The sequence below is a fragment of the Arenimonas sp. MALMAid1274 genome (assembly GCF_049195245.1).
GTDB lineage: Bacteria > Pseudomonadota > Gammaproteobacteria > Xanthomonadales > Xanthomonadaceae > Arenimonas.
Genome location: NZ_JBMIRR010000027.1, coordinates 1,085,744 through 1,103,038 on the forward strand (window position 1 = coordinate 1,085,744; position 17,295 = coordinate 1,103,038).

A 17,295-nucleotide genomic window follows, 5' to 3' on the forward strand; every position below is an offset into this window, starting at 1 on the left:
CTCACCAGACCAGGTCGTCGGGCACCTGGTACTGCGGGTCGGCATAGGGATCCTCGCCCGGCGCCGCGTCCGGATCCACGCGCAGCGCCACCGCCGGGGCGAAGATCGCCTCGGCCTGCGCCAGCAGCGCTGCGGTGACCAGCAGGTAGCGGCCGTCGAGCTGCAGCACGCCCAGTTCGCCGGCATTGAGCTGGCGCAGCTGGTCGGCATTGACGTGGATGCGCTTGATCTTGCCGCCGTAGGGAAAGTGGCGGGCGATGTCGGCAGCAGGATCGTTGAGGCCCTGGTCCTTCACCAGCTCGGCCAGGCGGGCCTTGGCCTCGCGGCGCACACGCGCCTCTTCCTGGCGCAGGCGTTCGGCCTCGATGCGTTCTTCCTTTTCCTTCTGCGCGCGGATGGCGTAGGCCTTGGCCAGGTCCATCTCTTCCTGGCTGCGCGGCCTGGCCGGGCGGCGCGCACCGGGGGCGCGCGCTTCGCCGGGCTTGCCGGCGTGCGGCGGGCGGCCATCGCGGCGGGGTTCGCCGGGCTTGCCTGCGGGCGCGGGGCGGCCGTCGCGGCGCGGTTCGCCGGGCTTGCCTGGCCGGCCATCACGACGCGCTTCGCCCGGCTTGCCGGACGGGCGCCCATCGCGACGCGGCGAACCGGGAGGCCTGGGCCCGCGGTCGCTGCGCGGTTCGCGCGCCTCACCCGACTTTCCGCCACCGGGCGCGCGCTCGGCGCGTTCGGGCTTGCGTTCGGGCTCGGGCGCCTTGAAGCCCAGGCCCATCAGTTTTTCACGGAGCGAATTGCTCATCGGTGCGGCCTTGGATTCAGTAGTGCGGCGGCGGGGGTTCGGCGCCGGGATCCGCGTACAGCAGGGTGCGCAGCTGCTTGAGGTCGGTCAGCGCGCGCTGCAGCGAAAGAGTATTGCGGGTGATCTCGGCGCGGGCCTCGGCCAGCGCGTCGCTGAGCTCGGTCAGCGTGTGTTCCTGGAAGGCCTGGCGGGTTTCCAGTTCCGCCAGACGCGCTTCCAGCGCGGGGTCCGTGCCCGCGCTCATCGTGCGTCGGCCGGCGCAGGCAACAGGCTGCGGCCGCGGCCGATGCCGTAGTAGGCCAGGCCTGCGGATTCCACGGCCGCGGGCTCGTAGATGTTGCGGCCGTCGAACACCACCTTGCCGGCCAGTGCCTGTTCCAGCACACCGAAGTCCGGGCTCCAGAATGCCTTCCACTCGGTCACCACGATCAGTGCGTCGGCGCCCTGCAGGGCGGCCTGGGGCGTGGCGCAGAGGCGAAGGTCGGCACGCTCGCCGAACACGCGCGCAGCCTCGTCCATCGCCTCCGGGTCATGCGCCTGCACGCGGGCACCGGCATCCCAGAGCTGGGCCAGCAGGGTGCGGCTGGGCGCTTCGCGCATGTCGTCGGTGTTGGGCTTGAAGGCCAGGCCCCAGACCGCGAACGTACGCCCCGAGAGGTCGTTGCCGAAGTGGCGCTGCACCAGTTCGAACAGCTTGTGCTTCTGCGCGTGGTTTACCGCTTCCACCGCTTCCAGCAGGCCGGCACGGTACTGGTGCTGGCCGGCGATGCGGCCCAGGGCCTGCACGTCCTTGGGGAAACACGAGCCACCGTAGCCGGCGCCGGGATAGATGAAGCTGTAGCCGATGCGCGGATCCGAGCCGATGCCGTGGCGAACCATCTCGATGTCGGCGCCGACACGCTCGGCGATGTTGGCCATCTCGTTCATGAAGCTGATCTTGGTCGCCAGCATTGCGTTGGCGGCGTACTTGGTCAGTTCGGCCGAACGCTCGTCCATCACCACGAAGCGCTCGTGGTTGCGGTTGAAGGGCGCGTACAGGCGCTTCATCTGCTCGATCGCGTGCGTGCTGCGCGAGCCGATGACGATGCGGTCGGGGCGCATGCAGTCATTGACCGCCGCGCCCTCCTTCAGGAATTCGGGGTTGGAAACCACCTCGAAGGCGATGTCCACGCCGCGGGCCGACAGCTGCTCCGCGATCGCGGCGCGCACCTTGTCGGCGGTGCCTACCGGCACGGTGGACTTGTTCACCACCACGGCCGGGCGGGACAGGTGCTGGCCGATGCTGCGGGCCACGGCCAGGACGTACTGCAGGTCGGCGCTGCCGTCCTCGTCCGGAGGCGTGCCGACCGCGATGAACAGGATTTCGCCATGGGCGATGGCGGCGGGCGCGTCGGTGCTGAACTGCAGGCGGCCGGCCGCATGGTTGGCCAGCACCATGTCTTCCAGGCCGGGCTCGTAGATCGGGATGACGCCCTGGTTCAGGCCCTCGACCTTGGCGCGGTCGATATCCACGCAGACCACGTGGTTGCCCACTTCGGCCAGGCAGGTGCCGGTGACCAGGCCCACGTAGCCGGTGCCAAATACGGTGACTCGCATGCTCACTCCGTGCCGCTGTCCGGCGGCGGGCCCGCCGGGATGACGGGCGTGGGGCGGCCGGAATCCCGGCCGCCCGCGCGCGGCTTACTTGACGATTTCGATCAGCTCGACTTCGAACTTCAGGGTGGCGTTGGGCGGGATCGGGCCGCCGCCGCTTTCGCCGTAGCCCAGCTCGGCCGGGATCCAGAAGGTGTACTTGCTGCCGACCGGCATCAGGGCCACGCCCTCGGACCAGCCCGGGATGACCTGGTTGAGGCCGAACTCGGCCGGCTGGTTGCGGGCGTAGGAGCTGTCGAACTCGGTGCCGTCGAGCAGGGTGCCGCGGTACTGCACCTTCACCACGTCGTCCTTGGACGGCTTGGGGCCGTTGCCGGCGCGCACGACCTGGTACTGCAGGCCGCTGGCGGTGGTCTGCACGCCCGGCTTGCCCTTGTTCTCGGCCAGGAAGGCCGGGCCTTCGGTCTTGTTCTTCTCGCCCTGCTCGGCCATGCGCTTGGCTTCGGCCTCGGCCTCGGCGGCCTGCTTGGCCTGCATCTTCGCGGTGAAGGCCTGCTGGATCTGCACCGACTGCTCTTCGTTGATCTTCGGGGTCTCGCCGGCGAACACGGCCGCCATGGCCTCGGCCAGCACGTCCACGTCGATCTGGTCCTTCACCGGAGTCAGCGACTTGGCCATGTCCATGCCGATCATGTAGCTGACCTGGGCGCGCTCGGTGTCCAGGCCCTTGATGCCCTCGACCAGGGGCGCGTTGTCGGCATCGGTCTTGGCGGCGGTGTCGGCCGCGACGTCGGTCTTGGCGTCGGCCTTGCCGTCCTTGTCTTCGGGCTTGCAGGCAGCGAGGGAGAGCACCAGGCTGGCCAGGACCAGCGGCGCGGCGAAACGCAGGGCGGAATTCATTGCGGGAGGACTCCTGAGGGGGCGGGCCGGATCGGCGCGTCGGCGGCTATTGTCGCGGCGGCAGGCCTTCACGGCAATGACGGCGGGTCGGGGCGGTTCAGGCAGCCCCGGGCCGGGCTCTGGTCATGCCACCCACACGCCCGGCCGGCTGGAATACCGGGCATGGACACCCTGAAAGAGCTCGAGGCCCTGCGCGGCCGCCATCCCCAGCCCCCGGCCGCCGGCAGCGCCGAGGAGAAGCGCGCCCTGGCCACCTTCGGCCAGTTCTTCTCCAGCTTCGCCCCGGACCGGGTGAGCAGCTTGCTGCCGCAGACCTATGCCGAGGACGTGTATTTCAACGACACCCTGAAGGTGGTGCGCGGCCGCGAGGCGCTGGCGCATTACCTCAAGGACAGCGCCGAAGCGGTCGAGTCCTGCCGCGTGGAGATCCAGGAAGTGACGCGCACCGCGCACGACGAACACCTGGTGCGCTGGACGATGATGATCCGCTTCAAGCGCTTCAAGCGTGGCGTGGATACGTGGACGGTGGGCATGAGCCACCTGCGGTTCGATGCCGATGGTCGGGTGGTCTACCACCAAGACTACTGGAACGCGGCCGACGGCCTGTTCCAGCACATCCCGCTGCTGGGAACGGCGATCTCGGCGATCAAGCGCCGGCTCTGACCGCGCGGATCGATACGGCCACCTGCCGTACCGATCCGCAGCGATTCCCCTGCGCTCAGGCCTTCGGCGCCGGCTTGGCCGGAACCGGCGCGGCCAGCAGCTTTTCGATCTCGGCCACCAGCTTCGGATCATCGGGCTTGGTGCGGCTGCCGAAGCTGGCCACCACCTTGCCGTTGCGATCGAGCAGGTACTTGTGGAAATTCCAGCCCGGCTCTTCGCCGGTGGCCGCGGCCAGGTCGCGGTACAGCGGCGTGGCGCCGGTGCCGCGCACCTGCACCTTCTCGAACATCGGGAACTTCACGCCATAGGTCAGCGTGCAGAATTCCTGGATCTCTTCTTCGCTGCCCGGCTCCTGGCCCATGAAATCGTTGGACGGGAAACCCAGCACCGCGAAGCCGCGATCCTTGTACTTCGCGTGCATCGCTTCCAGGCCCTCGTACTGCGGCGTGAAGCCGCACTTGCTGGCCGTGTTCACCACCAGCAGCACCTGGCCGCCGTAGCTGGCCTGCAGGTTCACCTTCTCCTTGCCGGCGAGTGGCCGGTACTCGCGCTCCAGCAGGCCCTGCGCCGCCAGCGCCGGCGTCGCCGCCAGCAGGCCCGCCACCACCCATGAGGTCCAGCTTTTCATGTCCGACCGCTCCCCGGCCCGGAAGTGGGCCTATGCCATCAGTTTGGTCCGAAAAGTGTGCACGGGGTGTTGACAGGCCTTTTCCTAGTGTTATAGTTACCTACAACACCTATCCATTACCTCACCAAGACGGGAGGCGGTATGTACCCCAAGTTCAAGACCAACCTGATCGGACTGGCCGTGGCGCTGGGTTTCGTCGTGGTCGGGTTCGGCCTGGGCGAAGCGCCCCGGTCGTCCCTGCCGGTCGAGATCCCGCCGCCGGCGCTGGTCCAGGTCGATGCCACGCCCCAGCTGGCCCAGGCCTCCGACGACGAAGCCAGCGCCTCGCGCCCGGCCCGCCGTGGCGCCCTCAAGCGCCACCTGGCCCTGCCCTACGTGTCCTTTGCGGCCCTGCTGCCGCGCCAGGAGTCCTGAGATGAATATCGCCTGGAACGACAGCGCGCCGATCTACCGGCAGCTGAAGGACAAAGTGGTGGCGATGATGCTCGACGGCGTGCTGCAGCCGGGCGAGGCGCTGCCCTCGGTGCGCCAGATCGCCGCCGAGTACCAGCTCAATCCGATCACCGTCTCCCGCGCCTACCAGGAGCTGGCGGACGAAGAACTCGTGGAAAAACGAAGGGGACTTGGCATGTACGTGACCGACGGGGCGCGGGAGAAGCTGTTGGCATCCGAGCGCGAGCGCTTCCTCAAGGAAGAGTGGCCGCTGGTGGTCGAGCGCATCCAGCGCCTGGGCCTGGACATGGACCGCCTGGTGCGCAGCGCCGACAAGGAGAAGAAGTGATGAGCGCCGTGATCTCCGCCCGCAACCTGAGCAAGTCCTACGGCAAGAAGCCCGCCGTCAACGGCGTCACCTTCGACATCCCGGCCGGACGCATCGTCGGCCTGATTGGCCCCAACGGCTCAGGCAAGACCACCACGCTCAAGGCCGCGCTGGGCCTGGTGCCCTTCGAGGGCGAGCTCAAGGTGCTGGGCAAGAACCCGCGCACCGAGCGCGACGCGCTGATGCAGGACGTGTGCTTCATCGCCGACGTGGCCGTGCTGCCGCGCTGGCTCAAGGTGAAGGACGCGGTGGACTTCGTGGCCGGCGTGCACCCGCGCTTCGACCGCAAGAAGGCCCAGGCCTACATCGCCCACACCAAGCTGACCCCGAACATGCGGGTCAAGGAAATGTCCAAGGGCATGATCGTGCAGCTGCACCTGGCCCTGGTGATGGCCATCGACGCCAAGCTGCTGGTGCTGGACGAGCCCACGCTGGGCCTGGACATCCTGTACCGCAAGCAGTTCTACCAGAACCTGCTGGAAGACTATTTCGACGAGCAGAAGACCATCGTGGTCACCACCCACCAGGTCGAGGAGATCGAACACATCCTCACCGACCTGATGTTCATCCGCGACGGCCGCATCGTGCTGTCGGCCACCATGGACGAGGTGGGCGAACGCTTCACCGAAGTGATGGTGCCGGCCGACAAGGCCGAGGCCGCCCGTGCGCTCAAGCCGATCGACGAGCGCCAGGTGTTCGGCAAGGCCGTGATGCTGTTCGACGGCGTGCCGCGCAGCCAGCTGGCGAACTTCGGTGAAACCCGCAATCCCGGCATCGCCGACCTGTTCGTCGCCACCATGAAGGGGACCTACGCATGAACACTTTCAAATGGCTGCTCAAGCGCGAGTACTGGGAGCACCGCGGCGGTTTCCTGTGGGCGCCGATCATCACCGGCGCGATCTTCCTGCTGCTTTCGACGCTGGCCATCATCGCCGGTGAATCGGTGCGCCGCTCTTCCGAGGGCGAAGGCAGCGGCCTGATGATGAACGGTGTCCGGCTCAGCGACCTGACCCAGAACCTCAGCGCCCAGGAGCGCCTGGAGATGGCCGGCGGCCTCGACCTGGGCACCCTGCTCGCGGGCTCCTGGCCCTTCCTGGTGCTGGCTTTCGTGGTGTTCTTCTACTGCCTGGGCTCGCTGTTCGACGAGCGCAAGGACCGCAGCATCCTGTTCTGGAAGTCGCTGCCGCTGTCGGACACGCAGACGGTGCTGTCCAAGCTGGCCAGCGCGCTGGTGCTGGCCCCGCTGATCGCCACGCTGGCGGCCATCGTGACGTCGCTGGGCTTCCTGGTGCTGCTGAGCATCTATGCGATGTTCCATGGTGGCAACGCGTTCGACCTGATCTGGGGCCCGGCCAGTCCGCTCACCATCGCCTTCAGCCTGATCGCCGCCCTGCCCGTCTATGCGTTCTGGGCCCTGCCCACCGTGGGCTGGCTGATGCTGGTGTCGGCCTGGGCCAAGGGCAAGCCCTTCCTCTGGGCCCTGCTGGTGCCGCTGTTCGCCGGCCTGCTGGTCAGCTGGTTCGACGTGATGGAAATGTTCGGCATGAAGGCCGGATGGTTCTGGCAGCACGTGGTCGGCCGCATCCTGCTGGGCACGGTGCCGGGCATGGACCTGGTCTACCGCGGCGCCAATGACCCGGCCATGCAGAACTGGAACCCCGACGGCCCCGCCGACATCGTGGCCCTGTTCTCGGCGCAGAACGCCTGGGGCGCCTTTGCCACCCTCGACCTCTGGGTGGGCGCCGCGGCCGGCGCCGCGATGATCGCCGGCGCAGTTTACTTCCGCCGGGCCCGCGACGAGGGTTGATGTCTGCACGACGGGAGGCCCGCAGGGGCCTCCCGTTTTTTCGTGGAAGATTCGGAGAACCGCATGCCAAGTCCCCGTCACCTGTCGCTGCTTTTGCTCACCGCCACCCTCGCCCTCGGCGCCTGCCGCCAGGACGACGCCGGAACCGGCGAAGATCGCAGCATCGCCGACAGCATCCGCGATGAAGTGCGCGAAGAGCTGACCACCCAGAACCTTCAGGTCGGCGGCGGGAAGGCAGACCTGCCCCGCGCCGAGATCTCGCCGCAGGGCGAGTTCTTCATCGGGGGCAAGAAGCAGCCGCTCGATGCCAGCCAGCAGGCCCTGCTGCTGCGCTACCGCACCCAGCTGGCCACCGTGGCCGACGCCGGCAGCGAGGTCGGCCTGCAGGGCGCGGCCCTGGCCGGCTCGGCGCTGAAGGAAGCCGCCAAGGGCGCCCTGGGCGGCGACACCAAGGAAGGCGAGGCGCGGATCGAGGCCGAAGCCGAACGCGTGCGCGCCTCGGCCCGCCGGCTGTGCGATCTGCTACCCGGCCTGCATGCGTCGCAGGAAGCGGCCAAGGCCGCGATCCCGGCCTTCGCGCCTTACGCCGACATGGACGAATCCGACATCACCGACTGCCGCGCCGACATCGACCGGCGCTGAGTGCGGCGCCGATCCCGTTGACCCGACCGCAGCCTGAGGAATCAGGCGCGCATCAGCCCGCGCCGCCGCCGGGCTTGCCGTGGATGCCGCCCTTGGCCAGGGCGGCCGGTTCCAGCAGTCGGCGCAGGGTCTTTTCCGGCAGGCCGGTCACGTCGCGCGCCACATCGAGAACCGGGCGCCCTTCGCGATAGGCCTGCTTGGCGATGGCGGCGGCCTTCTCGTAGCCGATCACGGGGTTGAGCGCCGTCACCAGGATCGGATTGCGGTCCAGCGCCTCGCGCAACCGCGACTGACGCACCGTGAACCCCTGGATCGCGGCATCGGCGAGCAGGCGCGCACCATTGCCCAGCAGCTGGATCGACTGCAGCAGGTTGTGCGCGATCACCGGCAGCATCACGTTGAGCTGGAAATTGCCGCTGGCACCGGCAATGGTGACCGTGGCGTGGTTGCCCATCACCTGCGCGCAGGCCATGCACAGGGCCTCGGGCACCACGGGGTTGACCTTGCCCGGCATGATCGAGCTGCCCGGCTGCAGCGCCGGCAGTTCGATCTCGCCCAGGCCGGCGAGCGGGCCTGAGTTCATCCAGCGCAGGTCGTTGCCGATCTTCATCAGCGCCACGGCCAGCACGTTGAGCTGGCCGGACAGCTCCACCGAGCCGTCCTGGCTGGCGATGCCCTCGAACAGGTTGCGGGCCTGGCTGAAAGTCGTGCCCGACAGCCGGCGCAGGGACACCGCCACGCGCTTGCCGAAGCGCGGGTCGGCATTGATGCCGGTGCCGACCGCGGTGCCGCCGATCGGCAGCCGGCGCAGGCGCACCAGGCTGTCCCCGATGCGCTCCTCCGCCGAGGCCAGCTGCGCCGACCAGGTGCCCAATTCCTGGGCCAGGGTCAGGGGCATGGCGTCCATCAGGTGCGTGCGCCCGGTCTTGACCACCTTGCCCAGGCCCCGCGCACGGCGGTCCACCGTGGTGCGAAGGTGGCGCACCGCCGGCAGCAGCTGCTCGCGACAGGCCAGTACCGCCGCCACCTGCAGGGCGGTGGGGATGACGTCGTTGGAACTCTGGCCCATGTTGACGTGGTCGTTGGGATGCACGGCGCCCCGGGCACCGCGCGAGGCCAGGCGGGCGATCACCTCGTTGGCATTCATGTTGCTGGAGGTGCCCGACCCGGTCTGGAAGACGTCCACCGGGAACTGGTCGTCGAACTCGCCGGCGGCGACCTGCAGGGCCGCGGCGCGCACGCGCGCGGCCACGCCCTTGGGCAGGTGGCCCAGGCTGGCATTGGCCTCGGCGGCCGCGGCCTTGACCAGGCCCAGCGCGCGCAGGAATTCGCGCGGCATGCGCAGGCCGGAGATCGGGAAGTTCTGCACCGCGCGCTGGGTCTGGGCGCCGTACAGCGCCTCGGCCGGCACCTGCAGCGTGCCCAGGCTGTCGTGTTCGGTGCGGGTCTTGCCGGCCATCTCGGAACTCCCTGCGGACTGGCCCCGAGCATACCGCCCCGGCCGCGGCGGTGAACGCGGAGTGCCGCGACCGGAGCGGTTAGAATGGGCGTCTTGACCGACCTGCCGGGAACCCCGATGTCCGACGCCGCCCTGACTGCCCTTTCCCCGCTGGACGGGAGGTATGCCGCCAAGGTGGAGGCGCTGCGGCCGATTTTCTCCGAGTACGGACTGATCCGCGCCCGGGTGCGGGTGGAAGTGGAATGGCTGCTGGCCCTGGCCAGCGAATCCCACCTGGTCGAGCTGCCGCCCTTCTCGCCCGACGCGATCACCCGCCTCAGGGGCCTGGTGTCGGACTTCTCGGTGGACGATGCGGCGCGCGTGAAGGCGATCGAGCGCACCACCAACCACGACGTCAAGGCCGTGGAATATTTCATCAAGGAGCGGCTCCGGGACGATGCCGAGCTGGGCCCGGCGCTGGAGTTCGTGCACTTCGCCTGCACCAGCGAGGACATCAACAACCTCAGCTACGCGCTGATGCTGCACGAGGCCTACACCACCGTGCTGGCACCGCGCACCTGGGCCGTGGTCGAAACGCTGCAGTCGATGGCCCATGAGCACGCCGGGCTGCCGATGCTGTCGCGCACCCACGGCCAGACCGCCTCGCCGACCACGGTGGGCAAGGAGCTGGCCAACGTGGTGGCGCGACTGCAGCGCCAGGTGGCGGTGATGCACGGCATCGAGTTCCCCGGCAAGATCAACGGCGCCGTGGGCAACTACAACGCGCATGGGGTGGCCTATCCCGACGTGGACTGGCCGGCATTGGCGCAGCGCTTCGTCGAATCCCTGGGCCTGGACTTCAATGCCTACACCACCCAGATCGAACCGCACGACGGCATCGCCGAGCTCTGCGACGCACAGCGCCGCATCAACACCATCCTGGTGGACCTGTGCCGCGACATCTGGGGCTACATCTCGCTGGGCTATTTCAAGCAGGCGGTGAAGGCCGGTGAAGTGGGCAGTTCGACCATGCCGCACAAGGTCAACCCGATCGACTTCGAAAATGCCGAAGGCAACTTCGGCCTGGCCAATGCCCTGCTGGGCCACTTCTCCGAGAAGCTGCCGATCAGCCGCTGGCAGCGCGACCTGACCGACTCCACGGTGCTGCGCGCGCTGGGCACGGCCTTCGGCCACAGCCTGGTGGCGCTGGACGCGCTGCAGCGCGGCTTGGGCAAGCTCAGCGTCAATCCCGAGCGCCTGGCCGCCGACCTCGACGCGGCCTGGGAAGTGCTGGCCGAACCGGTGCAGACCGTGATGCGCCGCCACGGCCTGCCCAACCCCTACGAGCAGCTCAAGGCCCTCACCCGCGGCCAGGGCATCACCGCCGAGTCCATGCGCGCCTTCATCCAGGGCCTGGACCTGCCCGCCGATGCCAAGACCCGCCTGCTCGCCCTGACCCCCGCCAACTACACCGGCCTCGCGGAATTCCTCGCCAAGGATGTGTGAAAGCGTTTGGCCACGGATTTACGCGGATAAGCGCGGATCAGAAACTTAAGCTTTCATTACTCCTCGCTTTATCCGCGGTCATCCGCGTAAATCCGTGGCAAAAAAAATGAAACAACTCGCGATCGAAGTGAATGGGGCCGGGGCACCGCCGCTGGGCATGCGCCCCGAGGTGTTCCTGCGCGACTACTGGCAGAAGCGGCCGCTGCTGGTGCGGCAGGCCTTTCCGGGCTTCGTGTCGCCGATCACGCCCGAGGACCTGGCCGGGCTGGCCTGCGAGGAGGCGGCGCTGGCGCGGGTGGTGCTGCATGACCGCAAGCGCGACCGCTGGGAGCTGCGCAACGGCCCCTTCAGCGAAGACTCCTTCCCCCGGCTGCCGAAGAAGGACTGGACCCTGCTGGTGCAGGACGTGGACAAGTGGGACATGGACATCCGCGCGCTGCTGGCGGCGTTCCGGTTCCTGCCCTCGTGGCGGCTGGACGACGTGATGGTCAGCTTCGCCGTGCCCGGCGGTTCGGTCGGCGCGCACGTGGACCAGTACGACGTGTTCCTGCTGCAGGCCCACGGCCACCGCCGCTGGCAGATCGACTCGCGGCCTGGCGCGCCGACCGCGTTCCGGGACGACGTCGAGCTCAAGCTGCTGCGCGAGTTCGAGCCCGACCACGACTGGGTGCTGGCACCCGGCGATATGCTGTACCTGCCGCCCGGCGTGCCGCACCACGGCGTGGCCGAGGATGCCTGCCTCACCTTCTCGGTCGGCATGCGCGCGCCCTCGCAGGCCGAGCTGATGCTGGACCTGGCCGAGGAGCTGGCCGCCGCGCTGCCCGAGGAAGCGCGCTACGCCGATCCCGACCTGGCCCTGCCCGCCGATCCGCACGAAATCGACGAGGCGGCCTTCAACCGCGTGCGCGCGGCGGTCGCGGGCCTGCAGTCCCTGGACGAGGCCGCGCTGCGGACGTGGTTCGGGCGATTCATCACCCAGTACCGCGCCGCGGGCAGCCTGGCGCCGCCGGTGCGCGTGCCCTCGGTGGCTACGGTGGCCGACACCTTGGCCCGTGGCGGCCGGCTGCTGCGTCATCCCCACGCCCGGCACGCCTGGGCGCGCGAAGGACGCGCGGCGCGGCTGCATGCCAACGGCCTGTCCTGGCCGATGCCGGTGGCCTCGGCGCGGCTGTTGGCCGGCGCTGACGACATCGACGGCGACGCGCTGGCCCGCCTGGACGAGGCCGGCCGCACGGCGCTGCACGCGCTGCTCGCCCAGGGCCATTACCATCTGGAAAAACCCGCCCGCCGCCGCTGAGCCCGCCCCCCATGATCGAAAGTGACTTCCGCGTAGAACCCGCCGACTACCGCGCCGATTTCCAGCAGCTGCGGCAGGTGCGCGAAACCGTGTTCGTGCTCGAGCAGAAGGTGCCGATCGAGGAGGAATGGGACGACCTCGACCCGCAGTGCCGGCACGTGATCGCACGCGACCGCCACAACCAGCCCATCGGTACCGGGCGGCTGACGCCCGAACGCAAGATCGGCCGCATGGCCGTGCTGCCCGAGTGGCGCGGCAAGGGCGTGGGCGACGCGCTGCTGCTGGCCCTGATGCAGCAGGCGCGCGAGCTGGGCTGGACCGAGCTGCGGCTCAACGCACAGGTGAGCGCCGAACGTTTCTACGCCCGCCACGGCTTTGCGCCCTACGGCGAGCGCTTCATGGAAGCCGGCATCGAGCACCAGGCCATGCAGCGCACGCTGGAGCCGCTGCCGCGCCCGCAGCGCGATGGCGGCCAGCCGCGCGGTCCGTCGGTGCCCCTGCGCGAGTTCGAGGGCCTGGCCGCCGCCACCGAAGCCACCCTGGCCCTGATTCAGTCGGCCCGGCGCGAGCTGTGGATCTACAGCCGCGACCTGGAGCCGGCGCTGTACGCGCAGCCGGCCGTGCTCGAGGCGCTCAAGCAGTTCGCCATCGCCGGCCGCGGCGGCGTGGTGCAGGTGCTGCTGCAGGAACCGGGCACCGCGCAGGCGGTCGGGCACCCGCTGCTGGGCCTGGCCCAGCGCATGAGTACCGTGTTCCAGTTCCGCATGCCCACCGACCCGGTGGACCAGCAGTATCCTTCCGCCTTCCTGGCCAACGACCGCGACGGCTACCTGTTCCGGCTGCTCGGCAGCCGCTTCGAGGGCGACTGGAGCCCGGCCCAGCCGGCCCGTGCGCGCCAGCTGGAGGAACATTTCGGCCGCGTCTGGGAGCGTTCGCGCCCCTGCACCGAGCTTCGCATCCTCGGCATCTGACCCGGGCCACCCGGCCCGGGGCACTGAACCGCGACCATGGTCGAAGGCCCCGGCACCCCGCCGCGGGCCGCTTCGGGTTCTAAAGGCCGGCGTCGCCGGCTATAATCCCGGGCCTTGCCTCCGCCCGCCGGAGCGCAGCCGACATCCCATTCCATCAATCACTTACCCGCTACTTGTGCGGGCCAGGCCAGGGTCGTGGATAGTCTGATCAAGCAGTTCAAGCAGACCTCGCAACTTGCCGGCGGCAACGCCGCCTTCATCGAAGACCTGTACGAGCAGTACCTGGTCGATCCGGACAGCGTCTCGCCGACCTGGAAAACCTACTTCGACGGCTTCAAGGGCCGCGAAGCCGGTGACGTGCCGCACTCGGCCGTGATGGCCCGGGTGCAGGCTGCCGCCCGCAATGGCGCCTCGCCCGTGGCGATGGACGACGAGGCCGCGCGCAAGCAGGCCGCCGTGGGCAAGCTGGTCACCGCCTACCGCTCGCGCGGCCACCTGGCCGCCGACCTGGATCCGCTGGGCATGATGGCCAAGCAGGAAGCCCCGGACCTGGACCTGCCCTTCCACGGCCTGTCCCCGTCCGACCTGGACCAGGAATTCACGGTGGACACCTGGTTCGCCGAGGGCAAGCTCAAGCTGCGCGACCTGCTGGCCAAGCTGCGCGCTTCGTACTCGGGCAGCATCGGCGCCGAGTTCATGCACATTTCCGACGCCACCCAGCGCCGCTGGATGCAGCAGAAGCTGGAGGGCGCGGCCGGCAAGTACGGGTTCCAGGCGCAGGAGCGCCAGCGGCTGCTCGAGCGGCTCACCGCCGCCGAAGGCCTGGAGCGCTACCTGCACACCGCCTTCGTCGGCCAGAAGCGGTTCTCGCTGGAAGGTGGCGATTCGCTGATCCCGCTGATGGACACCCTGATCCGCCGCGGCGGCAGCGACGGCGTCAAGGACGTGGTGATCGGCATGGCCCACCGCGGCCGCCTCAACGTGCTCATCAACACGATGGGCAAGCCGCCGCACAAGCTGTTCAACGAATTCCGAGGCCAGTTCGAGCACAACGACGACCCCGCGCACTCGGGCGACGTGAAGTACCACATGGGTTATTCCTCCGACGTCGCCACGCCCGGCGGCCCGGTGCACCTGGCGCTGGCCTTCAATCCCTCGCACCTGGAAATCGTCGATCCAGTGGTCGCCGGCTCGGTGCGCGCGCGCCAGATGCGCCGCGAGGACGGCAAGCGCCAGCAGGTGCTGCCGGTGCTGATCCACGGCGACGCGGCGTTCGCGGGCCAGGGCGTGGTGATGGAGCTGTTCCAGATGTCGCAGGCGCGCGGCTTCGCGGTCGGCGGCACGGTGCACATCGTCATCAACAACCAGGTCGGCTTCACCATCAGCCGCCAGGACGACGCCCGCTCCACCTTCTACTGCACCGACCCGGCCAAGATCATCGGCGCGCCCGTGCTGCACGTGAACGGCGACGACCCCGATGCCGTGGCCTTCTGCGCCCAGCTGGCCTTCGACTTCCGCAAGCAGTTCCAGCGCGACGTGGTGATCGACCTGGTCTGCTACCGCCGCCACGGCCACAACGAGGCCGACGAGCCGGCCGCGACCCAGCCGCTGATGTACAAGAACATCCGCGCCCGCAAGACCACCCGCGAGCTGTACGCCGAGCGCCTGGCCGCCGATGGCGTGCTCGATGCCGCCGGCGCCAAGGCCCTGGTGGACTCCTACCGCGACCGCCTCGACAAGGGCGACGTCACCACCGAACTGGCCAAGGTCGGCCCCGACCCGTTCGCGGTCGACTGGACACCCTGGCTCAAGGGCAAGCTCTCGGACCCGGTGGACACGAAGGTGGCCCGTCCCGCGCTCGATGCGCTGGCGACGTCCATCAACACCCTGCCGCCGACGCTGACGCTGCACCCGCGCGTGGCCAAGATCTACGAAGATCGCCTGAAGATGAAGGCCGGCGAGCTGGCCATGGACTGGGGCTTCGCCGAGAACCTGGCCTACGCCAGCCTGCTCGCCGAAGGCTACAAGCTGCGCCTGGTGGGCCAGGACGCGGGCCGCGGCACCTTCTTCCATCGCCACGCGGTGCTGCACGACCAGGTCAAGGGCGAGGCCACCCTGCCGCTGCGCCAGCTGGCGGCCAATCCCGAACACGTGATGATCATCGACTCGCTGCTGAGCGAGGAAGCGGTGATGGCCTTCGAATACGGTTATTCCACCGCCGAGCCGGGCACGCTCAACATCTGGGAAGGCCAGTTCGGCGACTTCGCCAACGGCGCCCAGGTGGTGATCGACCAGTTCATCACCTCGGGTGAATCCAAGTGGGACCGCCTCTGCGGCCTGGTGCTGTTCCTGCCGCACGGCTACGAGGGCCAGGGCCCCGAGCACAGCTCGGCGCGACTGGAGCGCTTCCTGCAGCTGTGCGCGCTGGACAACATCCAGGTCTGCACCCCGACCACGCCCGCGCAGATGTTCCACATGCTGCGCCGGCAGATGCTGCGCCCCACCCGCAAGCCGCTGGTGGTGATGACGCCCAAGTCCATGCTGCGCAACAAGCTGTCGGTGTCCAGCCTGGACGAGCTCAGCGGCGGCGGGTTCCAGACGCTCATCCCCGACACCGTCGCGCGCGATGCCAAGAAGGTGAAGCGCGTGGTGGTCTGCGGTGGCAAGGTCTATTACGACCTGCTGGAAGCCGCGGAGACCAGGAAGATCACCGACGTGGCCTTGGTCCGCGTGGAGCAGCTGTATCCGTTCCCGCGTCCCGAGCTGGCCGCCGAGCTCAAGCGCCTGGGCGCCGCCAAGGAAGTGGTGTGGTGCCAGGAAGAGCCGATGAACCAGGGCGCCTGGTACCAGATCCGGCACCACCTGGACCATTGCCTGGGCAAGGGCCAGTCGCTGAGCTACGCCGGGCGTTCGCGCTCGGCCTCGCCGGCCGCCGGCCACGCCAACACGCACAACGAAGAGCACGCCCGCCTGATCGAGGATGCCCTCGTCAACGCGCCGAACACGCACACCGCCGAATAACCCCATTCCAAGCCACAGGACCTCGTCCATGAGCATCGAAGTCAAAGTCCCGGTCCTCCCGGAATCCGTTTCCGACGCCACCATCGCCACCTGGCACAAGAAGGCCGGCGACAGCGTGCGCCGCGACGAGAACCTGCTCGACCTGGAAACCGACAAGGTGGTGCTGGAAGTGCCCTCCCCGGTCGACGGCGTGCTCAAGGAGCTCAAGTTCAAGGAGGGTGACACCGTCACCAGCCAGCAGGTGATCGCGATCATCGAGGAAGGCGCCGTGGCCGCCGCCGAGCCGGCGAAGGCCGCGCCCGCGGCCGCTGCCAAGGCCGACGCCCCGGCGAAGGCCGAACCGGCCAAGGCCGCCGCGCCCGCCGCCGCCAAGTCCGGCGCCTCCGAGCTGCCGCCCGGTGCCGCGGCCCACGCCGCGCGCAACGACGTGAACCCGGCTGACGTCGCCGGCACCGGCCGCGGTGGCCGCGTGACCAAGGAAGACGTGGTCAACCACATCAAGGTCGGCGGCGGCGCCCGTCCCGAGCAGCGCGTGCCGATGACCCGCATCCGCCAGCGCATCGCCGAGCGCATGATGCAGTCCAAGAACTCCATCGCCATGCTGACCTCGTTCAACGAGGTCAACCTGTCCAAGGTGATGGCCATGCGCAAGGAGCTGGGCGAAGGCTTCGAGAAGTCGCACGGCATCAAGCTGGGCTTCATGAGCTTCTTCGCCAAGGCCGCGGCCAATGCGCTGCAGAAGTATCCTGTGGTCAATTCCTCGGTCGACGGCACCGACGTGATCTACCACGGCTACGCGGATATCTCGATCGCCGTGGCTACCGACAAGGGTCTGGTGACCCCGGTGCTGCGCAACGTCGAGAACATGTCCTTCGCCGACATCGAGGGCTCGATCGCCGGCTACGCCAAGGCGGCCCGCGAGGGCGGCCTGAAGCTCGAGGACCTGCAGGGCGGCACCTTCACCATCACCAACGGCGGCACCTTCGGCTCGCTGATGTCCACCCCGATCGTCAATCCGCCGCAGTCGGCCATCCTGGGCATGCACGCCATCAAGGAGCGCCCGATCGCCGAGAACGGCCAGGTGGTGATCGCGCCAATGATGTACATCGCGCTGTCGTACGACCATCGGATCATCGACGGCAAGGACGCGGTGCTGTTCCTGGTGGACATCAAGAACCAGCTGGAAAACCCGCACCGCATGCTGCTGGGGCTCTGA

The 17,295-nt window shown here is 68.9% G+C and carries 17 protein-coding genes; 11 read left to right on the plus strand and 6 right to left on the minus strand.

Features of this window, described 5'->3' with window-relative positions; translation table 11 throughout:
• Position 1: 1 nt before the first annotated feature.
• The 4 genes from ACOQFR_RS13665 to ACOQFR_RS13680 all read right to left on the minus strand — a co-directional run bounded on the left by ACOQFR_RS13665 (position 2) and on the right by ACOQFR_RS13680 (position 3,286).
• Positions 2-793, minus strand: coding sequence for a DUF2058 family protein (locus ACOQFR_RS13665; RefSeq protein WP_421382798.1), 792 nt, complete (start codon positions 791-793; stop codon positions 2-4).
• Positions 794-809: 16 nt separating this feature from the next.
• On the minus strand, positions 810-1,037 hold the full coding sequence (locus tag ACOQFR_RS13670; protein ID WP_421382799.1) for a SlyX family protein: 228 nt from the start codon (positions 1,035-1,037) through the stop codon (positions 810-812).
• Entirely contained in the window at positions 1,034-2,389 is a 1,356-nt protein-coding gene (locus ACOQFR_RS13675) for a UDP-glucose dehydrogenase family protein (RefSeq protein ID WP_421382801.1), read from the minus strand. Before ACOQFR_RS13675 ends, ACOQFR_RS13670 begins: the two co-directional genes overlap by 4 nt.
• A gap of 84 nt (positions 2,390-2,473) precedes the next feature.
• A complete protein-coding gene (locus ACOQFR_RS13680) occupies positions 2,474-3,286 on the minus strand; it encodes an FKBP-type peptidyl-prolyl cis-trans isomerase (RefSeq protein ID WP_421382803.1) in 813 nt (270 codons plus the stop codon).
• 162 nt (positions 3,287-3,448) lie between these two features.
• On the opposite strand from ACOQFR_RS13680, the gene ACOQFR_RS13685 reads away from it, so the two are divergent.
• A complete protein-coding gene (locus ACOQFR_RS13685; RefSeq protein ID WP_421382805.1) occupies positions 3,449-3,949 on the plus strand; it encodes a nuclear transport factor 2 family protein in 501 nt (166 codons plus the stop codon).
• Between the two features lie 55 nt (positions 3,950-4,004).
• Here the strand turns inward: ACOQFR_RS13685 and ACOQFR_RS13690 are convergent, their stop codons facing one another.
• On the minus strand, positions 4,005-4,577 hold the full coding sequence (locus ACOQFR_RS13690; RefSeq protein ID WP_421382807.1) for a glutathione peroxidase: 573 nt from the start codon (positions 4,575-4,577) through the stop codon (positions 4,005-4,007).
• A gap of 141 nt (positions 4,578-4,718) precedes the next feature.
• Here ACOQFR_RS13690 and ACOQFR_RS13695 point away from each other — a divergent pair, with 141 nt between their 5' ends.
• The 5 genes from ACOQFR_RS13695 (at position 4,719) to ACOQFR_RS13715 (ending at position 7,846) form a co-directional block, all read left to right on the plus strand.
• Positions 4,719-4,991, plus strand: coding sequence for a hypothetical protein (locus ACOQFR_RS13695; protein ID WP_421382808.1), 273 nt, complete (start codon positions 4,719-4,721; stop codon positions 4,989-4,991).
• Between the two features lies 1 nt (position 4,992).
• Positions 4,993-5,358, plus strand: coding sequence for a GntR family transcriptional regulator (locus ACOQFR_RS13700; RefSeq protein WP_421382810.1), 366 nt, complete (start codon positions 4,993-4,995; stop codon positions 5,356-5,358).
• The gene (locus tag ACOQFR_RS13705) at positions 5,358-6,215 is read left to right on the plus strand and encodes an ABC transporter ATP-binding protein (RefSeq protein ID WP_421382812.1); all 858 of its coding nucleotides are present in this window, start codon (positions 5,358-5,360) and stop codon (positions 6,213-6,215) included. Before ACOQFR_RS13700 ends, ACOQFR_RS13705 begins: the two co-directional genes overlap by 1 nt.
• Positions 6,212-7,204: a hypothetical protein gene (locus tag ACOQFR_RS13710; protein ID WP_421382814.1), complete on the plus strand. Its 993-nt coding sequence runs from the start codon at positions 6,212-6,214 to the stop codon at positions 7,202-7,204. The genes ACOQFR_RS13705 and ACOQFR_RS13710 overlap by 4 nt, the downstream gene beginning before the upstream one ends.
• 63 nt (positions 7,205-7,267) lie before the next feature.
• Complete coding sequence (locus ACOQFR_RS13715; protein ID WP_421382816.1) at positions 7,268-7,846, plus strand: hypothetical protein; 579 nt, start codon at positions 7,268-7,270, stop codon at positions 7,844-7,846.
• 52 nt (positions 7,847-7,898) lie between these two features.
• On the opposite strand, the gene ACOQFR_RS13720 is transcribed toward ACOQFR_RS13715, so the two are convergent.
• Positions 7,899-9,305 (minus strand): class II fumarate hydratase, encoded by a 1,407-nt coding sequence (locus ACOQFR_RS13720; protein ID WP_421382818.1) that lies wholly within the window; start codon positions 9,303-9,305, stop codon positions 7,899-7,901.
• A gap of 117 nt (positions 9,306-9,422) precedes the next feature.
• Here ACOQFR_RS13720 and purB point away from each other — a divergent pair, with 117 nt between their 5' ends.
• The 5 genes from purB (at position 9,423) to sucB (ending at position 17,295) form a co-directional block, all read left to right on the plus strand.
• Positions 9,423-10,790: an adenylosuccinate lyase gene (gene purB / locus ACOQFR_RS13725; RefSeq protein ID WP_421383310.1), complete on the plus strand. Its 1,368-nt coding sequence runs from the start codon at positions 9,423-9,425 to the stop codon at positions 10,788-10,790.
• A gap of 106 nt (positions 10,791-10,896) precedes the next feature.
• On the plus strand, positions 10,897-12,087 hold the full coding sequence (locus ACOQFR_RS13730; RefSeq protein WP_421382820.1) for a JmjC domain-containing protein: 1,191 nt from the start codon (positions 10,897-10,899) through the stop codon (positions 12,085-12,087).
• 11 nt (positions 12,088-12,098) lie between these two features.
• Positions 12,099-13,058 (plus strand): GNAT family N-acetyltransferase, encoded by a 960-nt coding sequence (locus ACOQFR_RS13735; RefSeq protein ID WP_421382822.1) that lies wholly within the window; start codon positions 12,099-12,101, stop codon positions 13,056-13,058.
• Positions 13,059-13,253: 195 nt separating this feature from the next.
• Positions 13,254-16,079: a 2-oxoglutarate dehydrogenase E1 component gene (locus ACOQFR_RS13740; protein WP_421382824.1), complete on the plus strand. Its 2,826-nt coding sequence runs from the start codon at positions 13,254-13,256 to the stop codon at positions 16,077-16,079.
• A 28-nt stretch (positions 16,080-16,107) separates the two neighbouring features.
• The gene (gene sucB / locus ACOQFR_RS13745; protein WP_421382826.1) at positions 16,108-17,295 is read left to right on the plus strand and encodes a dihydrolipoyllysine-residue succinyltransferase; all 1,188 of its coding nucleotides are present in this window, start codon (positions 16,108-16,110) and stop codon (positions 17,293-17,295) included.